This is a genomic window from Pseudomonas orientalis (assembly GCF_022807995.1).
GTDB classification, from domain to species: Bacteria; Pseudomonadota; Gammaproteobacteria; order Pseudomonadales; family Pseudomonadaceae; genus Aquipseudomonas; species Aquipseudomonas orientalis_B.
In genome coordinates this window covers 2,403,777-2,430,037 of sequence record NZ_CP094351.1, presented here as the reverse complement: position 1 = coordinate 2,430,037, position 26,261 = coordinate 2,403,777, and the positions used below count along the sequence as shown (strand labels likewise).

General features: G+C 59.7%; 23 protein-coding genes and 1 pseudogene. 11 read left to right on the top strand and 13 right to left on the bottom strand.

The window, feature by feature from the left end:
* Positions 1–94: 94 nt before the first annotated feature.
* The 3 genes from MRY17_RS10775 to MRY17_RS10765 all read left to right on the top strand — a co-directional run bounded on the left by MRY17_RS10775 (position 95) and on the right by MRY17_RS10765 (position 5,046).
* Complete coding sequence (locus tag MRY17_RS10775) at positions 95–2,050, top strand: acetoacetate--CoA ligase (RefSeq protein ID WP_243353739.1); 1,956 nt, start codon at positions 95–97, stop codon at positions 2,048–2,050.
* Between the two features lie 139 nt (positions 2,051–2,189).
* Entirely contained in the window at positions 2,190–4,727 is a 2,538-nt protein-coding gene (locus MRY17_RS10770) for a PAS domain-containing hybrid sensor histidine kinase/response regulator (RefSeq protein ID WP_243353738.1), read from the top strand.
* A 43-nt stretch (positions 4,728–4,770) separates the two neighbouring features.
* Positions 4,771–5,046: a peptidylprolyl isomerase gene (locus MRY17_RS10765; RefSeq protein ID WP_003174397.1), complete on the top strand. Its 276-nt coding sequence runs from the start codon at positions 4,771–4,773 to the stop codon at positions 5,044–5,046.
* Positions 5,047–5,166: 120 nt separating this feature from the next.
* Here MRY17_RS10765 and MRY17_RS10760 read toward each other — a convergent pair whose 3' ends face one another.
* From MRY17_RS10760 to MRY17_RS10725, 8 genes are all read right to left on the bottom strand, one after another.
* Positions 5,167–6,072 carry a sugar kinase gene (locus MRY17_RS10760; RefSeq protein ID WP_181283000.1) on the bottom strand — a complete coding sequence of 302 codons (906 nt, stop codon included), beginning with the start codon at positions 6,070–6,072 and terminating at the stop codon, positions 5,167–5,169.
* 109 nt (positions 6,073–6,181) lie between these two features.
* Positions 6,182–7,390, bottom strand: coding sequence for an amino acid deaminase (locus tag MRY17_RS10755; RefSeq protein ID WP_243353737.1), 1,209 nt, complete (start codon positions 7,388–7,390; stop codon positions 6,182–6,184).
* A gap of 9 nt (positions 7,391–7,399) precedes the next feature.
* The gene (locus MRY17_RS10750; protein ID WP_181285949.1) at positions 7,400–8,164 is read right to left on the bottom strand and encodes an IclR family transcriptional regulator; all 765 of its coding nucleotides are present in this window, start codon (positions 8,162–8,164) and stop codon (positions 7,400–7,402) included.
* A 169-nt stretch (positions 8,165–8,333) separates the two neighbouring features.
* Positions 8,334–8,723: a RidA family protein gene (locus tag MRY17_RS10745; RefSeq protein ID WP_243353736.1), complete on the bottom strand. Its 390-nt coding sequence runs from the start codon at positions 8,721–8,723 to the stop codon at positions 8,334–8,336.
* Between the two features lie 15 nt (positions 8,724–8,738).
* Entirely contained in the window at positions 8,739–9,521 is a 783-nt protein-coding gene (locus tag MRY17_RS10740) for an amino acid ABC transporter ATP-binding protein (RefSeq protein WP_243353735.1), read from the bottom strand.
* Positions 9,518–10,180, bottom strand: coding sequence for an amino acid ABC transporter permease (locus MRY17_RS10735; protein ID WP_181285952.1), 663 nt, complete (start codon positions 10,178–10,180; stop codon positions 9,518–9,520). The genes MRY17_RS10740 and MRY17_RS10735 overlap by 4 nt, the downstream gene beginning before the upstream one ends.
* A gap of 11 nt (positions 10,181–10,191) precedes the next feature.
* A complete protein-coding gene (locus tag MRY17_RS10730) occupies positions 10,192–10,854 on the bottom strand; it encodes an amino acid ABC transporter permease (RefSeq protein ID WP_017737242.1) in 663 nt (220 codons plus the stop codon).
* 52 nt (positions 10,855–10,906) lie between these two features.
* Entirely contained in the window at positions 10,907–11,755 is an 849-nt protein-coding gene (locus MRY17_RS10725; protein WP_124433011.1) for a transporter substrate-binding domain-containing protein, read from the bottom strand.
* Positions 11,756–12,032: 277 nt separating this feature from the next.
* Here MRY17_RS10725 and MRY17_RS10720 point away from each other — a divergent pair, with 277 nt between their 5' ends.
* Together MRY17_RS10720 and MRY17_RS26605 are read left to right on the top strand one after the other, a co-directional pair.
* The gene (locus MRY17_RS10720; protein WP_243353734.1) at positions 12,033–12,281 is read left to right on the top strand and encodes a hypothetical protein; all 249 of its coding nucleotides are present in this window, start codon (positions 12,033–12,035) and stop codon (positions 12,279–12,281) included.
* 19 nt (positions 12,282–12,300) lie between these two features.
* A pseudogene (locus MRY17_RS26605) lies at positions 12,301–12,609 on the top strand (thioredoxin family protein); the annotation flags it as partial.
* 52 nt (positions 12,610–12,661) lie between these two features.
* Here MRY17_RS26605 and MRY17_RS10715 read toward each other — a convergent pair.
* Both MRY17_RS10715 and sohB read right to left on the bottom strand, forming a co-directional pair.
* Entirely contained in the window at positions 12,662–14,227 is a 1,566-nt protein-coding gene (locus MRY17_RS10715) for a TerC family protein (RefSeq protein WP_243353733.1), read from the bottom strand.
* A gap of 390 nt (positions 14,228–14,617) precedes the next feature.
* Complete coding sequence (sohB, locus tag MRY17_RS10710; RefSeq protein ID WP_181285955.1) at positions 14,618–15,643, bottom strand: protease SohB; 1,026 nt, start codon at positions 15,641–15,643, stop codon at positions 14,618–14,620.
* Between the two features lie 193 nt (positions 15,644–15,836).
* Here sohB and MRY17_RS10705 point away from each other — a divergent pair, with 193 nt between their 5' ends.
* Positions 15,837–16,547: a histidine phosphatase family protein gene (locus tag MRY17_RS10705; protein ID WP_191955640.1), complete on the top strand. Its 711-nt coding sequence runs from the start codon at positions 15,837–15,839 to the stop codon at positions 16,545–16,547.
* Positions 16,548–16,603: 56 nt separating this feature from the next.
* A complete protein-coding gene (locus tag MRY17_RS10700) occupies positions 16,604–16,918 on the top strand; it encodes an SCP2 sterol-binding domain-containing protein (RefSeq protein ID WP_064053889.1) in 315 nt (104 codons plus the stop codon).
* A 66-nt stretch (positions 16,919–16,984) separates the two neighbouring features.
* Here the strand turns inward: MRY17_RS10700 and MRY17_RS10695 are convergent, their stop codons facing one another.
* From MRY17_RS10695 to MRY17_RS10685, 3 genes are all read right to left on the bottom strand, one after another.
* Positions 16,985–17,614 (bottom strand): hypothetical protein, encoded by a 630-nt coding sequence (locus tag MRY17_RS10695; protein WP_243353732.1) that lies wholly within the window; start codon positions 17,612–17,614, stop codon positions 16,985–16,987.
* A gap of 126 nt (positions 17,615–17,740) precedes the next feature.
* Entirely contained in the window at positions 17,741–20,377 is a 2,637-nt protein-coding gene (locus MRY17_RS10690) for an MGH1-like glycoside hydrolase domain-containing protein (protein WP_243353731.1), read from the bottom strand.
* Between the two features lie 69 nt (positions 20,378–20,446).
* Positions 20,447–21,856 (bottom strand): OprD family outer membrane porin, encoded by a 1,410-nt coding sequence (locus MRY17_RS10685; RefSeq protein ID WP_243353730.1) that lies wholly within the window; start codon positions 21,854–21,856, stop codon positions 20,447–20,449.
* Positions 21,857–22,143: 287 nt separating this feature from the next.
* On the opposite strand from MRY17_RS10685, the gene hglS reads away from it, so the two are divergent.
* The 4 genes from hglS (at position 22,144) to MRY17_RS10665 (ending at position 26,249) form a co-directional block, all read left to right on the top strand.
* A complete protein-coding gene (gene hglS, locus MRY17_RS10680; protein ID WP_243353729.1) occupies positions 22,144–23,520 on the top strand; it encodes a 2-oxoadipate dioxygenase/decarboxylase HglS in 1,377 nt (458 codons plus the stop codon).
* A 162-nt stretch (positions 23,521–23,682) separates the two neighbouring features.
* A complete protein-coding gene (locus MRY17_RS10675; RefSeq protein WP_243353728.1) occupies positions 23,683–24,486 on the top strand; it encodes a pyrroline-5-carboxylate reductase family protein in 804 nt (267 codons plus the stop codon).
* 2 nt (positions 24,487–24,488) lie between these two features.
* Positions 24,489–25,343 (top strand): methyltransferase, encoded by an 855-nt coding sequence (locus MRY17_RS10670; RefSeq protein ID WP_181285961.1) that lies wholly within the window; start codon positions 24,489–24,491, stop codon positions 25,341–25,343.
* 222 nt (positions 25,344–25,565) lie between these two features.
* Positions 25,566–26,249 (top strand): hypothetical protein, encoded by a 684-nt coding sequence (locus tag MRY17_RS10665; protein ID WP_243353727.1) that lies wholly within the window; start codon positions 25,566–25,568, stop codon positions 26,247–26,249.
* Positions 26,250–26,261 lie beyond the last annotated feature (12 nt).

Genomic DNA, 26,261 nt, shown 5'->3' with positions numbered 1-26,261 from the left:
AGACAGTGGAGATTAATGTGGGAGGGGGCTTGCCCCCTCCCACACTGGAACTCCATTGTTTGGAAGAACGTGCATAAGAACAAGAGATCTCGCTATGTCCGACATCCTCTGGCAACCCTCCCCGGAACGCATTGCCAACACGCGCATGGACCAGTTCCGGCGCTACATTAACCAACGCTACAACGAACAGTTGGTCGACTACCCTGCCCTGCACCAATGGAGCATCGACCAGCGCGCGGACTTCTGGCAGGCCATCGTGGCGTTCTTCGACGTGCAGTTTCGCAGCCCGCCCAGCGCCACGCTGATCGAAAGCAAGGAGATGCCCAGCGCCCAGTGGTTTCCCGGCGCGACATTGAACTTCGCAGAGCACCTGCTGCGCCGTCGCGACGATCACCCGGCGGTGGTAGCCATCAGCGAAGACGGCCAGCGCGAACAACTGACCTACGCCGAACTGGCCGCCCACGTTACCGGCCTGCAAAAAAGCCTGCGCGCGGCCGGGGTCGGCCTCGGTGACCGGGTGGCCGCGTGCATGCCCAACACCTGGCAAACCCTGGTCGGCATGCTCGCCACCACCAGTCTCGGCGCGATCTGGTCGTGCTCCTCACCGGACTTCGGCACCCAGGGCGTGATCGACCGTTTCGGCCAGATCGAACCCAAGGTGTTGATCACCTGCGCCGGTTATCGCTATGCCGGCAAGACCATCGACCAGCGCGCCAAGCTCAATGAAATCCTCGAACGGCTGCCGTCCCTGGAGCAACTGATCATCGTGCCCTACGCGCGCGCGCATGCGCAGGTCGGCGACTACCTCACCCAGGCCCGGGTCAGGCTGTGGGACGACGTCTACCAGGCCGGCGGCGAGCCCGAATTCGTCGCGGTGCCGTTCGATCATCCGCTGTACATCCTCTATTCCAGCGGCACCACCGGCGTGCCCAAGTGCATCATTCACGGCACCGGCGGCGTGCTGCTCACCCACCTCAAGGAACATGGCCTGCATGCCGACCTGTCCCGTGAAGACTGCCTGTTCTACTACACCACCTGCGGCTGGATGATGTGGAACTGGCTGGTGTCGGTGCTGGCGATTGGTGCCACGGCGGTGCTGTATGACGGCTCACCGTTCCACCCCGGGCCCGAGCGTTTGATCGACCTGATCGATGCGGAAAAAATCAGTGTGTTCGGCACCAGCCCCAAGTTCCTGGCCACCCTGGAGAAAGCCGGGCTGCAGCCACGCCTGAGCCACGACCTGAGCAGCCTCAAGGGCCTGATTTCCACCGGTTCGCCGCTGTCGCCCCGGAGTTACGACTATGTGTACCGCCAGATCAAGGGCGAGCTGTGCCTGTCGTCGATGTCTGGCGGCACCGATATCGTCTCCTGCTTCGTGATCGGCAACCCGGTGCTGCCGGTGCGCCGCGGCGAAATGCAGTGCAAGAGCCTGGGCATGGCCATCGAAGTGTGGGATGACCAGGGCCGGCCGCTGGTCGGCGAAAAAGGCGAACTGGTGTGTACCCGGCATTTTCCCGCCATGCCCATCGGGCTGTGGAACGACCCGCAGCAGCAGACACTGCGCGCTTCGTATTTCACTCAGTTCCCCGGCGTATGGGCCCAGGGCGACTACGCCGAGCAACACCTGAACGGTAGCCTGCTGATCCACGGCCGTTCCGATGCGGTGCTCAATCCTGGCGGCGTGCGCATCGGCACCGCCGAGATCTATCGCCAGGTGGAGAAAGTCCCGCAGGTGCTGGAAAGCCTCGCTATCGGCCAGCGCTGGCAGGACGATGTGCGCGTAGTGCTGTTTGTGCGCCTGGATGACGGCGTGCAACTGGACGAGGCGCTGGAGCAGCAGATTCGTCAGATGATCCGCGTCAATACCACACCGCGCCATGTGCCGGCGAAGATTATCGCTGTCACGGATATTCCCCGCACCATCAGCGGAAAAATCGTCGAATTGGCGGTACGCAATGTGGTGCATGGCGAGCCGGTAAAAAACACCGATGCCCTGGCCAACCCCCAGGCACTGGAGCAATTTCGCGACAGAGCCGAGCTGGCTTATTAGATGAAAGGTTTCAGCGCTGACGCAGCGTGTTGAAGAAAAACCCTTAATGCATGCTATTTTTTGGGGGTAGCCACCCGTTGCCGTTCCTTGGGACAATGGGGGCTGTCATTTTTTCAAGGCGTCATGCTCAGGGCTTTTTATGAATGGAACATCCACCGGTAGCGAAGCCGCTGCGTTGATCAAGCGGCTGGACTGGGCGCAAAGCCCTCTCGGTGAGGCCATTGATTGGCCGCAAAGTCTGCGCACCGCCGTCGATATCGTCGTGCATTCACCCATGCCGATGGTGCTGCTGTGGGGCCAGCACCTCACTCAGATCTACAACGATGGCTTTGCCCAACTGATAGGCAACAAGCATCCCGGCGCCCTGGGCCAGCCGGCGCACCACACCTGGCCCGAGCTGGAAAGCTTCGCCGCGCCGGTCTACGACGCCGTGCTCAGCGGCCAGGTGCGCACCTTCAGCGAGCAACGCTTTGTGTTGCAGCGCCAGGGCCGCGATACCGAAATCTGGCTCGACCTGACCTACAGCCCGGTACGCGATGAAAGCGCTCGCGTTGCCGGCATCCTGGTCACTGCCATCGAAACCAACGAGCGGCGCAGCAGAACCCTCGAGCTGCAGCAGCGCTCCGAAGACAGTCTCAAGGCCCAGCACAACACCGAGCAACGCCTGCAACTGGCCCTGGCAGCAACCGACGCGGTGGGCACCTGGGACTGGGACATCGGTGAAGACCTCTTTATCGCCGATGCACACTTCGCCTACCTGCATGGCGTCAACCCGAATGAGGCTGGCCTGCTGCCCATCAGCGCGTACCTGCTCGGCGTGCACCCCGAAGACCGGGGCATGGTCACGCACAGCATCAAGCATTGCATCACCCACGGCACCGAATACGCCGAGGAGTACCGCCTGCAGCAAGCCGACGGCCAGGTGCGCTGGGTGTTTGCCCGCGGCCGTTGCTACAAGGACCAACAGGGACGGCCGGCGCGGTTCCTTGGCGCCGCGCTGGACCTGACCGAGCGCAAGCACACCGAGCAGGCACTGCGTCAAAGTCAGACCGAGCTGCAACTGATCATCAACGCCATGCCGGTGCTGATCGGCTACGTCGACCACGACCAGCGCTTTCGCCTGAACAACAGCGCCTACCTCGACTGGTACGGCAAAACGCCGCAAGAGCTGTACGGCAAGACCATCCGCGAAGTCATCGGCGACGACGTATACGCCGGGCGCGCAGACAAGATCGCCGCCGCGCTCGCCGGCAAGGCGTGCAGCTTCATGACTGTCACGCCGCATCGCGACGGGCGAGCGCGCCATGCCTTGATGAAGTATCTGCCACGCTTCAGCAACGACGGCTCGGTAAACGGTTTCTACATCTTTGTGATTGATGAGACCGAGCGCAAGCTCACCGAAGAAGCCCTGCGCCACCTCAACGAGAACCTCGAAGAACGCGTAGCCCAGCGTACCCAGGCCCTGGCCGAGGCCAACGAGCGCCTGCAGAATGAGATGTTCGAGCGCGAACGGGCCGAAGACGCCCTGCGGCATGCACAGAAGATGGAAGCAGTAGGCCAGCTCACCGGTGGTATCGCCCATGATTTCAACAACATGCTGACCGGCATCATTGGCAGCCTGGACTTGATGCAGCGCTATATCGCCGCCGGGCGCAGCGAAGACATCGGCCGTTTTGCCGACGCTGCCGTGTCGTCCGCCCATCGCGCCGCCGCCCTTACCCATCGCCTCCTGGCGTTTTCGCGGCGCCAGTCGCTGGACCGTCGCCCCACCGACCCCAACCAGTTGGTGGCGTCCCTGGAAGACTTGTTCCGCCGCACCAAGGGCGCACATATCGCACTCAAAGTGCAATTGGGCAAGGACATCTGGCCGGTCAACACCGACGCCAGCCAACTGGAAAACGCCCTGCTCAACCTGGTCATCAACGCACGTGATGCGATGCCCGACGGCGGCGAGCTGCTGATCGAAACCGCCAACAGCTACCTGGACGGGACCGACCTCACCACGCTGGAGCCGGTCAAAGCCGGCGACTACGTGATGCTCGGGGTGAGCGACAACGGCAGCGGCATGGCGCCGAAAATCCTCGCCAAGGCATTCGACCCGTTTTTCACCACCAAGCCCATCGGCCAAGGCACTGGCCTGGGGTTGTCAATGATCTACGGCTTTGCCCAGCAGTCTGGCGGCCATGTGACTATCCAGAGCGAACCCGGCCAGGGCACTTGCGTGCGCCTTTACTTGCCGCGTCTGTATGGCACTGCACTGGAAAGCAGCCTGCCCACCAGCCTGAGCGAAGCGCCGGTGGCCCTGGCCGGAGAAGCCGTGGTGGTGGTCGAGGACGACCCGGCGGTGCGCATGCTGGTGGTCAACGTACTCGATGAACTGGGCTATACCGCTCACCAGGCGGCGGATGCCCGCGCCGCGCTGCCGCTGCTGGAGTCGGACTTGCGTGTGGATCTGCTGGTGACCGACGTCGGCCTGCCAGGCATGAACGGCAGGCAATTGGCGGAAATCGCCCGCCAGCATCGCCCGGGCCTGCGCGTGCTTTTTATGACCGGTTATGCGGAGAAAGCCGCTGAACGCCAGGGCTTCCTGGAGGACGGCATGGACATGATCGCCAAGCCCTTTTCCATTGACCTCCTGGCCACCAAAATCCGCAGCATGATCGGCGTCGATGCCTGAGTTCAGGCATAATCGCGCGCCGTCGCACACCTGGTAGAGATCAATGAAAGCCCAAGCCCGTCATATCCTGGTGAAGACCAGCGAAGAAGCCGAACAGCTCAAGCAGCGCATTGCCAAGGGCGAGGCCTTTGACGTGCTGGCCAAAAAGTACTCCACCTGCCCGTCGGGCAAGCGTGGCGGCGACCTGGGCGAAGTACGGCCCGGGCAGATGGTGGGGGCGATCGATGCGGTGATCTTCAAGAAGCCGGTGAAGGTGGTGCATGGGCCGATCAAGAGCAAGTTTGGCTATCATCTGGTGCAGGTGTTTTACCGGGACTGATGGGGTTGCTTTACATCGCTATCGGGGGCAAGCCCCCTCCCACATTGGGCTGCATTCTTGCAGTTAAAACGCGGTTAACTGTGGGAGGGGGCTTGCCCCCGATCCGCCACAGGCGGCCATTCACCTCGGTATCAGAGCCCCCGGCACCTGAATCACCCGACTCGCCAGCCGATGCCCGGCCAACGCGGCCTCTTCTGGCGACGCACCCTTGAGCCGACCGGCCAGATACGCCGCACTGAACGAATCCCCCGCCGCCGTGGTGTCCACCACCTTCTGCACCTTCAATGCCGGCACGGCAAAGCGCTCACCCGCGCAACGAATCAAACACGCATCCGCGCCCCGCTTGAGCACCACCTCTGCAATCTCTGGATAGGCCGCAAACACCCGCTCGCTGTCCTCATAGCCAAACAACGCGCGCTCGTCATCCTCGGTCAGCAAGGCGATATCCACTTCGGCCAACACTTTGCGGTAAGCCACACGGGCCGCTTCCACATCGGCCCACAGCCGTGGCCGATAGTTGTTATCGAACACCACCTTGCCACCCAGGCGACGGGTTTCGACCAGGGTTTCCAGCAAGCGCTCGCGCCCAATCTCCCCCAATACCGCGAGGGTGATGCCGCTGAAATACACCAGGTCATAGCCCGGCAAGGCGGCCAGGATCGGCTCGGCGGCCGGTGTAGTGAAGCAGTCGCGCACGGCGGCTTCGTTGCGCCAGTAGAGAAACTTGCGCTCGCCCCTGGCATCGGTCTGGATGCAATACAGGCCCGGCAGGCGCCCGGGCAAACGTTGAACCATGCCCAGCCCCAGGCCTTCTTCGGCCCACTGCTGGCACATGGCATCACTGAAGCTGTCGTCGCCCAGGGCGGTGACATAGTCAACAGTGCCGACACCTCCCAGCTCACGGCGCAGGTACACAGCGGTGTTCAGGGTGTCGCCGCCGAAGCTCTGGTGCAGGCTGCCATCGGCGCGGTGTTGCAGTTCGATCATGCATTCGCCGATAAGGGCGATGCGCGGTTCAGTGGTCATGGCTGCTGTCTCGGTGGGGCTGATGGCCTCATCGGGGGCGAGCCCCCTCCCACATTTGGAATGCATTCCCCTGTGGGAGGGGGCTTGCCCCCGATAGGCGCGACTCGGTCTAGAAGCACGTACGCAGGGACTCGATCACGCGCAACTGCTCATCCACCAGGCAACCCACCTGCCACTTGTCGAACGTCAGGCAAGGGTGGGAAGTACCAAACGAAATGATGTCGCCAATGCGCAGCTCAACCCCCGGCGCCACTGTCATGAACGCATGCTGGTCCATCACGGCGGTGACCTGGCACGCGCTCATATCATCGCCCTCGGCCGGCACGATGCCGGCCTTGTAGCGCTTGAGCGGTACCGGCAAGCCCGCGTCGTAGGCCACATCGCGCTTGCCCAGGGCGACAACCGCAAAGCCCGGCTCCGGCAACGATTGCACATGGGCCCAGACTTCCATTGCCGGGCGCAAGCCTTCGTTGAGGTCGCTGCGCCGATTGAGTACGCAGCACTGCGCGTCTTTGTAGATGCCATGGTCGTGGGCCACGTAGCTGCCTGGACGCAGCACGCTGAGGAAGCGCCCGGCGGCATTCTGTTGCTCGAAGGATTCGGCGATCAGGTCATACCAGGCCGACCCCGACGCCGTGATGATCGGCTTGGGCAGATCGAACAGGCCGTTGTCTTGCAGGTCCACCGCCAGGCGCACCAGGCTGGCGGCGAAGTCGCGGATGCCGCTGATAGCGTGCTCGCCGTGGATCACCCCCTCATAACCTTCGATACCGGTCAGGGCCATTGCGGGCTGGGCCTTGATTGCCTTGGCCAGCTCGCGCACCTCTTGCTCGCTGCGGCAGCCGCACCGGCCACCGACCACGCCGTATTCGATCATCACGTTCAGGCGCAGGCCACGGGCGGCGAAGAACAGGCCCAGGTCGGCGACGTTGTCCGGGTGGTCGACCATGCAATGAAAGTCGAAATCCTTGTCGGCCAGCAGGTCGGCAATCAGCGCCATGTTCGGCGCGCCCACCAATTGGTTGGCCATCAGCACACGACGCACGCCACCGGCATAGGCGGCGCGGGTCTGCACGGCGTTGGCCAGGGTGATGCCCCAGGCACCGGCAGTGATCTGACGCTGGAACAAGGCGGGCATCATGCTGGTCTTGCCGTGGGGCGCCAGCTCGGCGCCGCTATTGCTGACAAACTTCTGCATCCAGCGAATATTGTGCTCCAGGGCATCACGGTGCAGGACCAGCGCCGGCAGGCTCACGTCGCGGACCAGATGGGCGCCGACTGCGGCGGCGCCTTTTTCAACGGCATTGAAGGCAGACATGGGAAAATCCTATTCGGTAATGCGCCGGGCCAGGTTGTTGGCGCTGTCGATCAGCACCCGGCGATAGTCGTGATAGTTTTTGCTCGCATCGGCCCGAGGGGCAACGATGCATAGCGTTGCAATGCTGACGCCCTGCGCGTCACGCACCGGGGCGGCAAAGCAGTGGGTGAAGGTGTCGGCCACGCTGTCGAAGGAGAAGAACCCATCGAGGGTAGCCTGGCGGATCTGCGCCAGGAAGGTCTCCAGGGGCAGGCGCAGGCCGTCGGGCAAGATGAAATCGTCGGGGTCGATCAGGTCGATGATTTGCTGATCGCTCAAATGCCCCAGCAACAGGCGCCCGGAAGCGGTCCAGGGGATCGGCGCGTTTTCACCGATATCCGAAGAAATACGGAAATGCCGTTGGCCTTCGCGCATCAGCGCCACCGTGTACTTGCGCCCGTTGAGCAGGCACATCTGCGCGGTTTCGTGGGTCTGGCTGACGATTTCCTGCAGGGCGTGGTCGGCCTCACGCGTCAGGTCGAAGTGGCGCAGGTGCGCCTGGCCGAGGAAATACAACTGGCGCCCGAGGTAGACATGACCGTCCTTGCCGACGGTTTCCAGGATGCGGCGTTCGAGCAGCGAGGCGACCAGTTCATAGACCGTGGACTTGGGGCTGCCGATGCCGCTGGCGATATCATTGGGGCGCAGCGGCTGGCCGACTTCCTTGAGAAAATCGAGGATATCGAACGCACGGTCCAGGCCTTTGGCGCGGCGTTTGATGGTGTCTTCGGTCATGGCGGTTCCGGTCCGGTCTTGGGTGTGTGCTGCACAGTGATCCCCTGTGGGAGGGGGCTTGCCCCCGATTGCAGTGTGTCAGTCCATACATCTGTTACTGATACACCGCTGTCGGGGGCAAGCCCCCTCCCACATTGGAGTTGCTGTGGTCTTGAGAATGGGGGCCAATTTAGCCCTTTTTCCTGTAGGCCACGCAATCGATCTCCACTTTGCAATCGACCATCATGTTCGCCTGCACACAGGCACGCGCCGGGGCATGTTCCGGGGTGAAGTATTCGCCGAACACCTTGTTGAAACTCCAGAAGTCCCGGGGGTCTTCCAGCCAGACACCGACACGCACCACGTCTTTCAATTCGTAGCCGGCCTCTTCAAGAATGGCCACCACGTTGCGCATGGTCTGGCGGGTTTGCTCGATGATCCCGCCAGTGATGATTTCGCCGTCCACCGCCGGCACCTGGCCTGAGACGTACAACCAGCCATCCGCTTCCACTGCGCGGGCGAAAGGACGTGGCTGGCCGCCGCCGGCTATACTGCCGGCACCGTAACGAGTAATGCTCATAAAATAGCTCCTTGATTAAAAACGAATGTTCTTGAGAAATTCCGTCAGGCGCGGCGACTGCGGGCGTTCGAAAATATCCTTGGCGCTGCCCTGCTCTTCAATGCGCCCCTGGTTCATGAACACGATTTTGTCCGATACCTCGTAGGCAAAGCGCATTTCGTGGGTGACCAGCAACATGGTCATGCCCTCCTCCGCCAGCCCCTTGATCACACTGAGGACTTCGCCCACCAGCTCCGGGTCGAGGGCCGAGGTGACTTCGTCGAACAGCATCAGGCTGGGGTTCATGGCAATGGCCCGCGCAATCGCCACGCGCTGTTGCTGACCGCCGGACAACTGGCCGGGGAAGTGATTGCGACGTTCCAGAAGTCCCACGCGGTCGAGCCATTTTTCCGCGAGCGACACGGCCTCGTCCTTAGGCATTTTCTTAACTTTCAACAAGCCCAGGGTCACGTTCTGCAAGGCGGTCAAATGCGGGAACAGGTTGAACTGCTGGAAAGCCATGCCCGTCATGGCGCGGTGCTGGGCAATCACGCGTTCGGGGTGACGCACGCGCTTGCCGGCCACGTCGCTGTAGCCGATGGACTCGCCGTCCAGGGTAATCTGCCCGCCCTGGAATTCTTCCAGCAGGTTGACGCACCGCAACAGGGTGGTCTTGCCCGAGCCGCTGGAGCCGATCAGGGTCACCACGTTGCCGCGCTGCAGGCTCAGGTCGACACCCTTGAGCACTTCCACTGCTCCGTATTGCTTGCGCAGGCCACGAATATTCAGCAGCGGCTCGGTTGTTTGAAGTTGATTCATGGCAAGGCCACCCGCTTTTCAATGTAGCGCCCGAATAACTCGATGGCGTAGTTGATGACAAAGAACATAAAGCCTGCGAACAGGTAGAACTCCAGGGTCATGAAAGTGCGCGCGATGACTTGCTGGGTACTCAGCAGCAACTCGGCCACGCCGATCACCGAGAGCAAGGTCGAGGCCTTGACGATTTCCGTGGAGGAATTGACCCAGGTCGGCAGGATCTGCCGCAGCGCCTGGGGCAGCAGCACGTAGCCCAGGGACTGGTAGAACGTCAGGCCAATCGCCTTGCCCGCCTCCAGTTGCCCACGGGGAATGGCTTGCAGCGCACCGCGCACGATTTCCGCGACGTGGGAGCCACAGAACAGCGTGAGCCCGACGGCGCCGGCCTGAAACGCGCTGATCTGCCAACCGAGCGCCGGCAGCATGTAGAAACACGCCAGCACCAGCACAAACACCGGTGTGCCGCGAATCAGGTCGACATACAGACGAAACGGCGCACGCATCCAGAACTTGCCGTAAGTGAGCACCAGCCCGGCAAAGATGCCGATCAGGGTGCCGAAAACAATCGCCAGCGCCGAGCAATAAATGCTGGTCTGAAACCCTGCCCACAGCGTCTCCCGGGCGATCCACAATTCATGCAGCCAACTGGGGGATTCGTACATGGAAACCCTCCTTAACGACGGATCGCCAGACGCTGTTCCAGGTAACGGAGCAGCATGGCGATGAGGTAACAGGCAGCCACGTAGAGCGCGGTCGTGACCAGCCAGGTTTCTATCACCCGGTAGCTTTCGACGTTGATCTTGCGGGCGTAATAGGTCAGCTCCGGCACCGCAATCGCAGCGGCCAGGGACGTGTCCTTGAACAGCGAGATAAAGTTGTTCGACAGCGCCGGCAGCACGTTGCGCAGCATCACCGGTACGGTGATATAGGCGCGGATACGCCACTCACCCAGGCCAATCGCCAAGCCGGCTTCGCGCAGGCCCTTGGGAATGTTCAACAGACCGGCGCGGAACACTTCGGTCAGATAGGCCCCGGCGTACAGCGACAAGGTGATGATGAACGAGGGGATTTTATCCAGGCGAATCCCCAGCGACGGCAAGGCGAAGTAGATCAACAGGATCAGGACCAGGATCGGCGTGTTGCGCACCACCGTCACGTACACCGAAGCAAAGATACGTAATGCGCGGTGCCTGGACAGCATGGCAAACGCCATCAGCAGGCCGATCACGCAGCCGATGGCGATCGACAGCAAGGCCAACTGCAGGCCCAGGCCGAGGCCCGCCAGCAAGGTGTCGAAATCACGCCACACGGCGGCAAAGTTCAACTGATAGTTCATGGTCGGCACTACCTGAATGGGGCGCCATCAAGCGCGCCCCGATTGTTGCGGGTCATTTGAATTCCACAGGAAAACCAATCGCCGGCTCCGGCAGGTCAACGCCGAACCATTGCTTGAACGAGGCCTTGTAGGCGGGGAACTCCACACCGGTCATGGCTTCGTGCAGCGCGGTATTGACGAAGTTCAGCCAGTCCTGGTCGCCACGCTTGACCGCGCACGCATAGGTCTGCGGGCTCCAGGCGTAGGTCGGGCTGCGATAGCGGCCAGGGTTTTGCACCATCAGGTATTTGACCGAAGACTGATCGGTGGCCGCGGCATCGGCGCGACCGGAGTTCACGGCCTGGTACATCAGGTCGACGCTGTCGTACTGGTCGACCTTGGCCTTGGGCAGCGCCTGGTGCACCAATTCCTCGGCATACACGTTCTGCAGCACGGCCACGGTGACGCCATCGCCCGCCGCCTGCAGGTCTTCGATTTCCTTGTACTTGCTGGTGTTCGGCAGCAGCAGGCCGACGCCTTCGCGGTAGTACGGCAGAGTGAAGGCCACTTGCTGAGCGCGGCTGGCGGTGACGGTGATGAACTGGCAGCTCATGTCGACCTTGTCGGTCAGCAGGTTGGGAATGCGCGCGTCGGACGACTGCACCACGTACTCGACCTTGCTCGCGTCATTGAACAAACCCTTGGCCACGATGCGGCCAATGTCGATATCGAACCCCTGCAACTTGCCATCCGCTCCCTGGAAGTGCCACGGCGCATTGGTACTGCCTGTACCCACGATGAGATGCCCACGCTTGAGCACATCATCGAGTTTGCTGTCCGCCGCCTGCGCGAGGCTGGCAACGCACGCCGATGCGGCGAAGAGAAAAACACACGCTTTGAACACGGAAGGTCGGTGATGCATGACAAGCACTCCAGGAGATGTGTATTCCGCTATACCGGAACTTGGTATGTAACAACGGAATAGACAGCAGAAAGTGTGCCATATGCCTTCAGAGAAAAATATGCGGGAGAGAAATCGTTTATGGATCAGCAGGATAGTGATTGAAGAGCGCAGCGGCGTTGCGCCATCATCCAATCGCCCTGCTACTCAATGCCCCACAACGGTGTTACTGCGCACCAACCTTGCACCATTGGGCTAATCTGTAGAGCGAACAAACCCCTGCACGGAGCAACCCCGGATGAAATTGAGCCTTGGCCTGTTAATGCTGTGTTATCTGGTGGCGGGCAACGCCCTGGCGAGCAATGACCGCCGCGACTGCAAGGAACAACTGCAGAAACTCAAGGAAGCCTTCGACACCAACTACACCAGCCAGAATCACCATGCCTACCGGGAAGCCAAAGCGTCCCGTGACAATGAGGAATACCGAAAATGCGCGAGCCAGGCGCGCAAGGCCCGGGAGCGACTGGAGCGTCAGCCGGACCTGTGAAAGTTGACAGTAGACGCCGATGCACCACCGGCCTAGCGTTGGCAAAAAACGCTGGCCGAGGGAAGTCACTATGGGTATCGCAAAGGACGCTATTGCCACCAACGAGCAGTATCAGTCGATCGTCAGATCCGCTCCAATCGTATTCATACTGGTTGTTTCAGAGACCTGCCCGGGATGCGGCCCCGCAGCCGAACACTTCGAAGCGGTTGCACGGCATTACAAAACAGTGAAATGCCTGGTGGTCGATATCGCAAAAACGCCCAGATTGCCGGGGGTGAGAGCGACACCCACTCTCGTTCCCCACGTCAACGGCAAGGTCAAGGAGTTCATCGAAGGATTTGGCCCCCCGGAAACCCAAAAGCAAATCCTTGAAGGCATATTCAGGCGCGCCCTGAAAGAGGCTCAAGGCATACCTGCGTCACCCGGCGCTCACGCACCGCAGCCACCGTCAACCGCCAACCTTCATGTTCCAGGTGATCGCCCACCACGGGCAGGCGATCAAGCAGGCTCATGACCAGACCGGCCAGGGTCTGGTAGTCCTCGGTAGCGGCCGCCTTGAAGCCGGTGCGCCGGCGGACTTGGTCGAGGTTCAACGCGCCATCGGCACGAAACCCCGCGCCGTTCTCGACAATGCCCGGCCCTTCGATCTCGCTGGCGTCCGGCAACTCACCGGCGATGGATTCGAGGATGTCGGTCATGCTCAACACACCCATGAAATCTCCGAACTCGTTGATCACAAAGGCGATATGGGTGGACTCCTGGCGCATCTGCTCCAGTGCGTTCAGGATCGAAAAGCTTTCCAGCAGGTTGATCGCCCGGCGCGCCAGGTGTGCAAGATTCGGCTCGTTGCCGGCCAGGTATTCCTTGAGCAATTCCTTTTTGTGCACGAAACCCAGGGGCTCATCCACCGCGCCGTTGCGGATCAACGGCAGCCGCGAGTAGGACGAATGCATCAGTTTCAGGCGAATACTCTCGGGATCGTCCGCCAGGTCGATACAGTCAACCTTGGCCCGTGGCGTCATCAACGTGCGGATCGGGCGTTCAGCCAGTTGCAGCACGCCGCTGATCATCACGCGCTCGCGTCGGTCAAACAGCGGGCCCTGCGCAGCATCCGACTCGTGCAGCAGGTCCGTCACCTCTTCACCGACCTCCTCCACCGCCAGGCTACGACCACCGAGCAGACGCATCACCGCGTGAGCGGTGCGCTCACGCACCGGCAATACCCCTTGCGCCGACTTCTTGCGCCGCGAGCGGGCGATCTGGTTGAACACTTCAATCAGAATCGAGAAGCCGATCGCCGCGTACAGGTAACCTTTGGGAATATGAAAGCCCAGGCCTTCGGCAGTCAGCGCGAAGCCGATCATCATCAAAAAGCCCAGGCACAGCATGATCACCGTCGGGTGCGCGTTGACGAAGCGGGTCAGCGGCTTGCTCGCCACGATCATCAGGCCGATGGACACGATCACCGCGATCATCATCACCGCCAACTCGTCGACCATGCCCACGGCGGTAATCACCGCATCCAGGGAGAACACTGCGTCGAGCACCACGATCTGCGCCACGATCGGCCAGAACATCGCATACGCCACGTGACCCTTGTGCTGGGCCACATGGCCTTCCAGGCGTTCATGCAACTCCATGGTGGCTTTGAACAACAGGAATACGCCGCCAAACAGCATGATCAGGTCACGCCCGGAGAAGCTCTTGTCGAATACCTCGAACAGCGGCTGGGTCAGCGTCACCAGCCAGGAAATGCTCGCCAGCAGGCCCAGGCGCATCAGCAAGGCCAGGGACAAACCGATCAGCCGCGCACGGTCGCGCTGCTCCGGCGGCAGCTTGTCCGCCAGGATCGCGATAAACACCAGGTTGTCGATGCCCAGCACCAATTCCAACACAATCAAGGTCGCCAGGCCGAGCCAGGCCGTTGGATCCGCTAACCATTCCATCTATGGATTCTCTGTATTCAGGTTGTTCAGAATGCCGGACACGGCAAGGCGCGATCATTGGACCGGGACAAGGTTAGTCGACGAACTACGGGGTGGTTCAGCGGGAACAACGACAGCGGGTGTCTTGGGGAAAGACGACTGGGGGGCTCCGAAAGGGTGTTCATGCAAATCCTGAAATAACAAAAGGACTTGAATCCTACAGCCCAAACACAAAATTCCCACAGAGCAAAACTATTACAAAACCTGTCGCCCCTGACCTATACAACACCAAGGTGGGAGGGGGCTTGCTCCCGATAGCAGGGTGCCAGTCAACAGACAAGCTGGCTGATACACCGCTATCAGGAGCAAGCCCTCTCCCACATTGGGTTCACCGGTGTTTTCAGAAGCGGGTTACCAGAACCGCTGCTGGGTCAACCGGCTCCACCAGGTCAGCAACACTCGATCCACCGAACCACTTGCCGCCAGCCCTACGCGCTCCTGCAGGCTCTTACGCTCGGCATAGTGCAGATGGAACACCTCGGCGGTTTTGGCTTTGGTGGCGAGGTATTCGTCGCTGGTCTGCAGTTCGTCGACCAGTTGCTTGTCGAGGGCGGCAACACCCAACCAGACTTCTCCGGTGGCGACCTCGTCAATCGCCAACTGCGGGCGATAACGCGAGACGAAGTTCTTGAACAGCTGGTGCGTGATGTCCAGGTCTTCCTGGAACTTCTCGCGGCCCTTCTCGGTGTTTTCGCCAAACACCGTGAGGGTGCGTTTGTATTCGCCGGCGGTCAGCACCTCAACGTCGATATCGTGCTTTTTCAGCAAACGGTTGACGTTGGGCAACTGCGCCACCACGCCGATGGAACCGAGGATGGCGAACGGGGCGCTGATAATCTTTTCACCAATGCACGCCATCATGTAGCCGCCGCTGGCCGCAACCTTGTCGATGCACACGGTCAGCGGCACGCCCGCCTGACGAATACGCGCCAGTTGCGACGACGCCAGGCCGTAGCTGTGCACCATGCCGCCGCCACTTTCCAGGCGCAGCACCACTTCGTCCTTGGGAGTGGCCAGGCTCAGCAATGCAGTGATTTCATGGCGCAGGCTTTCGGTGGCCGAGGCCTTGATGTCACCGTCGAAATCCAGCACGAACACCCGTGGCTTGGCCTCAGGTTTGCTCTTGCCCTGCTTTTTTTCGGCCTTGCTTTCGGATTTGCGCAGGGCCTTGAGCTGGTCCTTGTCGAGCAGGCTCGATTCCAGGCGCTCGCGCAGGCCCTTGTAGAAATCATTCAGCTTGCTGACCTGCAACTGGCCGGCGGATTTACGACGGCCTTTGCTGCGCAGGGCCGCGAAGCTGATCAGCACCACCAGGATAGCGACCACCAGGGTGACGGTCTTCGCCAGAAAGCTCGCGTATTCGGCCAAAAAATCCATATGTCTCCTTAAAGAATGCACTGCGCCAGGCGCGGATGGCCCAGCATACCGGCGCCCATGCCTGCGGACCAGTGCCCAAACCGCCACCAGCGCATCTCCAACGAGCTTTTAAAACAAGCGTATGTTTTTTCATTGACAGCTCGCGGGCATCCTCATAACCTCGCCAGACTTTCAACGTACCGGGAAAACGGACGTGGGCAGCATCTATCTGATTCGACATGGCCAGGCCTCCTTCGGTGCAGACGACTATGACGTTCTGTCGCCAGTCGGTGTGGAACAGGCCCAGGTACTCGGTCGCCACCTGGCCGACCTGGGGCTGACCTTCGATCGTTGCCTGTCGGGTGATCTGCGCCGTCAGCAGCACACTGCCACCGCCGCGTTCGATCAATACAGCGCCCTCGGCCTGCCGGTGCCGCCCCTGGAAATCGACAGCGCGTTCAACGAATTCGACGGCGAGGCGATCATTCGCGGCCTGCTCCCCGATCTGCTTGGCGCCGAACCCAACGCCATGCATATCCTGCGCAATGGCGCGCAGAACCGCAGCGAATTCCAGCGCATCTTCGCCCTGATCATCGAGCGCTGGCTGGCCGGCACCTACGACCCACCGGGGCTGGAAAGCTGGCAGGGGTTTGTCGCACGGGTTGAGGGCGGCTTGCAGCGCCTCCTTGAAGCGGCCGACAACGCCCACAGGATCGCAGTGTTCACCTCCGGCGGCACCATCACCGCCCTGCTCCACCTGATTACCCGAATGCCGGTCGCCCAGGCGTTCGAACTGAACTGGCAAATTGTTAACACCTCGCTCAACCAGCTGAAATTCCGTGGTCGCGAGGTGGCACTGGCTTCCTTCAACAGTCATACCCACTTGCAACTGCTGAAGGCGCCGCAGCTCATCACTTTCCGATGAACTGCGGCCAACCGTGACCCCCAGGTCACTGGACTCTACCCTTAAGGATCGAAACCATGACTGACGTAGCTAAAGCCGTAGAAGCAATGAAAGCCAAATTCAACCCAAGCGCTGCCGAAGGCCTGGACCTGGTATTCGGCTTCCGTATCGACGACACCAAGAACTTCTCGCTGGTGGTCAAGGACAAGACCTGCGAACTGCAGGAAGGCGAAAACCCGGACGCCCAAGTGACCCTGGTCATGGACAGCGAAACCCTGGAAGGCATCGTCGACGGTTCCACCGACGGCATGCAGGCCTTCATGGGCGGCAAACTGCGCACCGAAGGCGACATGATGCTGGCGATGAAGCTGAGCGAGCTGTTCCCGGCCTGATAACGCCGCGCTCAAAAAAATCCCGCCTTCCGGCGGGATTTTTCATTTCTGGCCCTAGCCTCGTTATCAACGCCCAGCAGCGGCTTCGACTTTTTTAAACTGCGCCACTTCTTCTGGCGAACCCGGGTTGCCGTATTCATTGAGGAACCGCCAATGGCCCGGTCTCATCTTGAATTCGCCGCTCTCCACGTCCCGGCCAACCGTCACCATGTATTGATTGCGACCTACCCGCACATAGACTTTATAAAAGTCCACAGGTTGATCTTCAGCCATAAAAAGACTGTATGCGTACCGCGCACGACGAGTCAGGTCGGGCCACTGCTGCTCCAACACAGTGCTATCGCGTCCCGAATTACCCATGGCATCGATTGCGTCTACGCTTGCCTGAACCAACGCATCATTTTCATCAATGCCCAGAACCAGAGGTTTGGTCCGGGTCATTTTGCGTTTCTCGTCAGCTTCTGCACCCATCTCCTTTTCGTCATCCGTCAGCGTCACGGCGTCAAGACGGTACATGCCGTTCTTGACCCATTTAGTCGCATCGGTCGCAAAGCCGACATCGCATGCCAGGCACATTGCCCTCAGCTCCTGCGCACCGGCGCTGCCAACCGGCAGGCAGGCGAGCAGCGCAGCCGCGCTGACCAGCAATGCGCCCAGCAGGTTGGCAGGGCTTGAAACGATGGCGCGGTTTGCCATGATCTACATCCTTGTAAGGGTAAGGCCGGCGAATCTACCTGATTCAAGCCTTGTGGTGGCGGGATTTTTTGCCTGCAATGTCGCAAGCAATGCAGCTCCTACAGAAAAGCGAGTCAGTGGTGCGGCTTAGCTTTTCGGCTGCAGCAACAACGCCACCAACGCACTCCACCCCGTCTGATGCGACGCCCCCAGGCCACGCCCGGTTTCGCCGTGGAAATACTCATGGAACAACACCAGATCGCGACTGGCCGGGTCCGCTTCCAATTGCGCATACCCCGCCATCGAAGGGCGCAGGCCATTTTCATCCCTCAGAAACAACCGCGTCAGACGTTCGCTGAGGCTGTCGGCCACTTCTTCCAGGGACGACAAATAACCGCTGCCGGTCGGGTATTCCACGGAGAAGTTATCGGCGTAGTACCGATGAAATTCGCGCAACGATTCAATCAACATGTAGTTGACCGGCATCCACAATGGCCCGCGCCAGTTGGAGTTGCCGCCGTACAAGCGTGAGTCGGATTCGCCGGGCTGGTAGCTGGCACACAGGGTGTCGCCATTCATCTTCAGTGCCAGGGGCTGATCGGCGAAGGCCTTGGACAAGGAGCGCACCCCGAAGGCCGACAGGAACTCATTGTCATCGAGCATGCGGCGCAGCAAGTCCTTGGTGCGCTCGCCCCGCAGCAGCGCCAGCAACAGGCGATTGCCCTGCCCCGGTTCGTTCCAGCGCGAGACCAGTCTGGCCAGGTCCGGCCGATGATGCATGAAGCCCAACAGCCGTTCGCGCAACCCGTCCAGGCCTTCATGCTCACGCTGCTCCAGCACCAGGACGGCAAACAACGGCATCAGCCCGACGATGGAACGCAGGCGCACCGGTTCGCTCTGGCCATCGGGGCGATGCAATACGTCATAGAAGAACAGATCCTGCTCATCCCACAGGCCTTCGGCGCTGTCGTCGACGCGGTTGATGGCGCCGGCGATATAGAGGAAATGCTCGAAGAACTTCACCGCAATGTCCACGTACACGCCATTGCGCCTGGCCAGTTCCAGGCCAATGCGCATCAGGTCCAGGGCGTACGCCGCGACCCATGCGGTGCCGTCGGCCTGATCCAGTTGGTAACCCGTCGGCAACGGGGCCGAGCGGTCGAACAAGGCAATATTGTCCAGCCCCAGGAAACCACCCTGGAACAGGTTGCGGCCCTCGGCGTCCTTGCGGTTGACCCACCAGGAAAAATTCAGCAGCAGCTTGTGGAAGATCCGCTCGAGAAAGTCCATGTCGCCGACACCGGTCAGCGCCTTGTCCTGCTGATACACGCGCCAACTGGCCCAGGCGTGTACCGGCGGGTTGGCGTCGTCGAAACGCCATTCATACGCCGGCAGCTGACCATTGGGGTGCATAAAGCGATCTTTAACCAGCAACAATAACTGTTGCTTGGCATACCCCGGATCAATCAGCGCCATTGCCACGGCCTGGAAGCCTTGGTCCCAGGACGCGTACCACGGGTATTCCCAGGTATCGGGCATGGACAAAATGTCGAAATTGGACAAGTGCCGCCAATGGGTATTGCGGATATGCAGGCGCTCGGGCGGCGGCGCGGGTTGGGCCGGGTCGCCGTCGAGCCACTGGTTTACATCAAAGTAGTAGAGCTGCTTGGACCACAGCAACCCGGCCAGGGCCTGGCGCTGCACATTGCGCGCGTCAGCATCGGCAATGCCTTGCTGCAAGGCGGCGTAGAAGTCGTCCGCCTCTTGGCGGCGCAGCTCGAACAACTTGCGTGCATTGACCTCGGGCGCGTCCACCGGCGCAAACCGCAGGTACAGGGCTTTGCTCTCCTGGCCCGCCAGTTCGAGGCTGAAACGCGCGGCGACCTTGGTGCCCGTGTCGCGGCGAATTGCCGAGTCTGCGCCGCCCACCACATAGTCGTTGATGCCATCCTTGAACGGCCCCGGCGCCGGTTGCCCATCGAGCTTGGGGAAGTTGCTTTCGTTTTCGCAGAACAGCCACTCCAGGCCGTCCTGGCCCCAGGCGCTGAGGTGACGGTCAGTCAGCTCATGATGCCGGGCCAGCACCCGCTCACCGTCCAGGCACAACTGCGGCTTGGGCGCGTCAAAGGTCCAGCTCCAGTCATTGCGCGCCCACAGTTGGGGCAACACCTGCACACGCGTCGGCTGGTCCGCGCGGTTATGCACGGTGATGCGCATGAAAATATCGTCAGGCTGATGCTTGGCGTATTCGACCGTTACATCACAGTAGCGGTTGTCTTCGAATACGCCGGTGTCGAGCACTTCGTACTCGGCATCCTCAAGCCCGCGACGGGCATTTTCGGCGATCAGGTCGGCGTAGGGAAACGCCGCATGGGGATATTTGTAGAGCATGCGCATGTAGGCATGGCTCGGCACGCCATCGACGAAAAAGTACAGTTCCTTGACGTCCTCCCCGTGATTGCCCTCGGCGTTGTCGAGGCCGAACAGGCGCTCCTTGAGGATGCTGTCACGCTCGTTCCACAGTGCCAAACCCAGGCACCAGCGTTGCGCCTTGTCGCTGAAACCGGCCAGGCCATCCTCGCCCCAACGGTAGGCGCGGCTGCGTGCATGTTCATGGGGGAAATAGGCCCAGGCGTCACCGTCGGCGCTGTAGTCCTCGCGCACGGTGCCCCATTGGCGTTCACTCAGGTACGGTCCCCACTCGCGCCAGCGTTCGGCATCCGCTGTCGCCAGGCGCTGGCCTTCGAGGGTGGCGAGTATCGGGTGTGTGGGTGTGGCCGTCATTGAGTCCTCCATCGCCTGCCGGATAGGCAGCAGTGTAGAACCCAATGACGCCCGGATGCACATGAAGACTTAGAAGATGGCGTACGTGTAGTTGAAGATCAGGCGGGTCTGGTCCTGGTCGGCGGTGCCGGTGTTTTTGCCATGGTAGGTGCCGGTGCGCAAGGTGGTCCCGAAGCCTTTGAGGGGGCCGGCTTGCACCACGTAGTCCAAGCGCAGATCGGTTTCGTTTTCTTTCTGGTCAGGGCCGCCGGCGACCCTGGATTTGATATCGCTGCCGTTGAGGTAGGCAACCGAGGCTTTCAGGCCCGGCACGTAGGCCTTGAAGTCATACGCATACTGGCCGAAGTTGACCTGCTCGCCCGCACGGGAAAACTGCCCGACCACCGCATCGGTGAACAGGTAGAAGTCGCTGCCACCGGCGCCCTGGGCGTGGGGATCGGCAAGGCTGCCCTGGTTGACCCATACAAAACCGCCGTCATCACCCACGCCAATATGACCGAGCATCAGGCTGCTGCCGCCCAGTTGGTAGGTGAAGGCGGCGCTGTAGGTTTTGTTGTCCACTTCGTTGGCATGCCGGGCATAGCCGCCATTGTTGTTGAACTGGTAACCGCTCTCGCCGTTCTTGCCGTCGCTGCGGCTGTCGAAGTAGCGCAGGTCGGTCTTAAAGGATTGGTCGTTGCCCAGAGGCAGCACATGGACCAGGCCCGCGTAGTTCTGTGTGTAGAAGTCCTGCAGTTGCGCGTAGTAGTACTGCAACGTCAGGTTTTTCGCGACGATGTTGTCGGAAGCACCAAACGGCTTGTAGTCCACGCCGCCGAATTTGAAGCTGTCGCTGTCCCGCGTCCCCCCGGCCACGCTCAACCCCGTGGAGTTGCTGGAGGCACGGCCCTCGACGCGATTCAACTCACCGCCGGTAAACGTGACATTGGGAATGTCGTTGGAAGTGAGGATGCCCCCGTCAAAGGTCTGCGGCGCCACACGGCTGTCGTTGGAAACCAGGATCGGCAGCACCGGCGCCAGGCCGCCGCCGACGTGCAACTCCGTCTGGGAGATACGGAATTTCACGTTACCCGCGGCGCGACCAAAAGAATCGGCAGGCTCGGTGCCGTTGTTTCTGGTCGGGAAGAAGCTGTTGCCGTTGCCGGCAAGGCCCGGCCCTGCGGTATGCCCATCGCCACCGTCCAGGCGCAAGGCACCGAAGGCCATGACATCGAAGCCGACGCCCAGGGTGCCCTGGGTGTAGCCGGATTTATAGTCAAAACGCAGCAGGGTCGCGGCTTCGCGCAGGTCGTTATTGCTGCCCGAGCGGTTGTCAGCGCTGTAGTACATGGTTCGCGAGCTGACGGCTGCATGGCTGTCTTCGAGAAAGCCGCTGTGCCCGTTGCCGGTGCCGAGCGCGCCAAGGCCGAAATCATCGGCGCAGGCCTGTTGTGCAAGTGCGGCGGCGCCGATGGACAACGCCAGTGTAGATATTTTCATTAACGACGGCCCCTGAATATTTTTTTATGTGAGCGATGGCGAAACGACGTTTTCATCCCTGCGAACGTGACGATTCTTTCACGCCGGCCGGGGCGGGCTCCGTGAAGAATTAGTTAGGAAAAGCGCGTGAATATGAAATTTCCGTGCAGCGGATTTTGGTCATATTCATGTCATCTCATTCATTTGCAGAATGAAGTCCAGAGGAATCTTCGTTTGCAAGCCGGCGTGGCGCTCAACAAAATCGGGACACGGCCACTGTTATCCTCACCGCCATCAGGAATTTTTCTATGTTCGTCACTGCCCATGTCAGCCCCGACGAGATCCGCAAGGGCTTTTCCAGGGCCATGTCCGACATGTACCAGGATGAAGTTCCGTTGTACGGGTCGCTGCTGGAACTGGTGGCGCAGACCAATGCGCGGGTGCTGGAGAGCGACCAGAGCCTGGCCGAGCACCTGCGCCGCACCGGCGAAATCCAGCGCCTGGGCATGGAGCGCCACGGTGCGATACGCCTGGGCACCGCCGCCGAACTGGCGACCATCAGCCGCCTGTTTGCAGTGATGGGCATGCAACCCGTAGGTTACTACGACCTGACGCCGGCTGGCGTGCCGGTGCATTCCACCGCCTTTCGCGCCGTGCATGAGCAGTCACTGCAAGCCAGCCCCTTTCGCGTGTTCACCTCGTTGCTGCGCCTGGAACTGATCGAAAACCCCGCGCTGCGCAGCTTCGCCGAAACCGCCCTGGCCAAGCGCTCGATCTTCACCCCAGGCGCCCTGGCGTTGATCGAGCAGGCCGAAACCGACGGCGGCCTCGATGCCGACGATGCCCAGGCTTTTATCCGCCAGGCGCTGGAGACCTTTCGCTGGCACCACAGCGCCACCGTCACGGCCGAACAGTATCGGCAACTCAGCGACCAGCATCGCCTGATCGCCGACGTGGTGGCCTTCAAGGGCCCGCACATCAATCACCTCACCCCGCGTACCCTGGACATCGATCAGGTGCAGGCCGCCATGCCCGCCAACGGCATCACCCCCAAAGCCGTGATCGAAGGCCCACCGCGACGCAATTGCCCGATCCTGCTGCGCCAGACCAGTTTCAAGGCGCTCGACGAACCCATCGCCTTTACCGATGCCCTGGGCAGCCACAGCGCGCGCTTCGGTGAAATCGAACAACGCGGCATCGCGCTGACGCCCAAGGGGCGCGCTCTGTACGACCAATTGCTCAATGCTGCCCGCGATGAACTCGGCGCGTTCCCCAACGAGGCCAATGCCGCGCGCTATGAGCAATTGATGGCGCAATACTTCCAGGCATTCCCGGACAACCACGCGCAGATGCGCGAGCAAGGCCTGGCCTACTTTCGCTATTTCCCCAGCGCACAAGGCCTCGCGGCCCGCCGCCAGCCCGACCAGCCGCGCACGCTGCAGGCATTGCTCAGCGCAGGGCACGTGGAGGTGGAACCACTGGTGTACGAGGACTTCCTGCCGGTAAGCGCAGCCGGGATCTTCCAGTCCAACCTGGGCGATACCGCGCAGAGCCACTATGCGGCCCATTCAAACAGAACAGAGTTCGAGCAGGCGCTGGGCCGCAGCACGCTTGACGAATTGCAGCTGTATGGCGAGACGCAGCAGCGTTCCGTGGATGAGTGCATGAGGGTGCTGCTGGTATAAGACAGGATGTCCGCCCGGCTCCGGAGACTGGCCGTTGGGCCTGAAATCACCAGAAACGTCCTACATGATTTTAGGAAGCCAAAGATTTGATATAGATCCGATTCCGCACAAAGCTGACGTTTTAGCCAACCCAACAGCGTAATCGTGCCGGAGGGGATCATCATGTCAGCAACGAATATCATGATCGTCGGTGGTGGGCATATGGGCAGTGCCATTGCATTTGGATTAAAGCGTTCCAGTGCAGACATGTCGATAACTGTCGTCGAGACCGACCCCACTCGCCGTGCCAGCATTGCAAGTGCGGGTATTTCAACACAGGAAGAACTCCCAAATCCTTTAATTGATGATGTCATCATTCTGGCGATCCCGCCTCAGGCCTTCTTGAGGTTCTCAGAAAGCAATGCTCACATTGAACAGTACACAGGCGTCATCATTTCAGCGATGGCTGGAGTCCGTATTTGGGAACTCACAGCCCGTTTGAAAAGCGCCCAAGTCTATCGAACGATTCCCAACCTTCCTTGCGGCATTAATGAAGGGATGACTATTTTAGTTGCCGCACCTCGAATAACGCTGGCAAGCATCATTGTCGTTAACGAGCTTCTTTCGAAGCTTGGCAATTTGCTCGCAGTAAAAGATGAGGCACTGCTCGACAGCGCCACCGCTCTGGTCGGAGGCGGTCCAGCTTATATCGCGTATTTTGCCGAAGCCTTCACTGAATACGCTGTAGCGTCTGGTTTCGACAGATCAAGCGCTGCCTCTATAACCCTGCAAATACTGCGCGGAAGTACGGCAACGTTAGAACAATGCAAGGAGCCGGCGATGAATTTATGTGAAAAGGTTATGACACCCGGCGGAACGACTGCCAGAGCAATCGATTACTTTAACATTCAAGGAGCGCAAGACATCATTATAGAAGGTCTTAAAAAAGCCTGCGCTCGCTCGATAGAACTGGGGCGGAGCAGATAGAGATGCAAGGGCTTATTGATCACGGACTGGCAGGAAAACACTACCTCAAGTGTGATGAAGTGGAATATCCGGGTGACACGTATACAATTTATTTTGGTCTGGGCCTACAGCTTAATTTAATACATTCACCCAAGGTCTTTAAAGTAAGCCTCGCGGGCGTGAGGCTCGGCTGCTATTTGTTGCGTTCATTCAGCTCTAACAGAATAAACAAAAGCTTCCTTGATATTGGCACAGGCAGTGGTGTCCACGCATTATTGATACGCAAGCTTGGCGGCCACGACATTGTCGCCACGGATATTTCCGAACAGGCCATTGAACAGGCAAAACTTCACGAGCATTTAAACTTCAAACACCCTGCCATTTCTTTTTATGCGTGTGACCTATTCAACAATCTTCCTGAAAGACAATTTGAAACAATCATCTTTAACCCGCCAGGCTGGCGAACCCCCTCTCCATCACTCACCCAGCGTTTGGAGATCATCACGCAGACGGGGCAGTTGCCCATTCAAGCGATGTTCTATGGAGAAAAAGTCATCGCCCAATTTCTCGATGATCTTCCAAGATACCTGGCGCCTTCGGGAAGGGCCATTGTGGGCCTTAATTCTTTAGTCGGAATTCGTGACGTATTGGATAGGTACAAGGAAACGCATCACGGCGCGCCCCCGTTGATTTATAGACTCATGGAACGCCATACGCTTCCACTCCTGTATTATTCTGACCAATGGCAGATGACAAGCAAGCTTTTAAAAAGAGAATTCCAACATTGGGCGAATCATGATCTGGCGTCATACGCCACCGACAAAAATGGCACTATTTTCTGGTCTTACGAAATCATTGAATTTTATCATTCGACATAAAAAATCATGAAAACACAGCGGGCGCCTTCTGCCACTCATTTTTCGGCGATTGTATTGTCTGGATTCGCAAATCTGATTCTAGGCGCGTCCTCTCTTTACTGGAGAGCGCTTGGCGAAGTACCGCCCACGACGCTAGTCGCTTACAGAGTCGCCCTGTCCTGCATTCTTCTCGCTGTATTTCTTCTTGTTTTCCGACGTGTCAGCCAGGCAAAGTACATCACAATGAAGCTGATCGCCCTGCACAGCATCGCTCCCCTTGTTATAGCCACCAATTGGGCGGTCTTTATAGGAGCCTCAATTAATGGCTACATTTTGGAAAGTGGAATTGGTTACTTATTAGCACCTTTCATATCCATTGCGTTGGGGGCGCTAATCTATCATGACCCCCTGTCCCCCACCAAAATTCTTTCTATTGGCGTCGCATTCGGCGCAATATTAATTCTAATAATTCTCAGCGAAAACCTTAGCCACTGGACCTACTTATTAATTGCCACAACATGGGGAACTTACACCTACTTGAAAAAATGTACACCCTTAAACGCAGCGACCGGATTATTCTTGGAAACTTTCTTTCTGAGCGGCTGCTTAGTCGTCGCCATTTGGCTCTTTGACTACCCTATTATATGGCCGAGCGAAATAGCACCCCGCACAACCCCGCTTATTTGGCTAACGGGTGTCGTATCAGTCACGCCGCTCTTGATGCTTTCGTTCGCCACCGGAAAAATACCATTATCCTTCACTGGTTTTTTACAGTTTATTCTCCCTTTTACCCTACTGGTCATTGGTCTATTCATCAATGGGAAAACCATTCCCGCCTTTTCTCTTACATTAGTTATCTCTACCACAGGCCTATTAATGTGCCTTCTGGCCTACGACACGGCAGCTAATCGCCGGTCGAAAAAATAGGGAGTTCCAAAC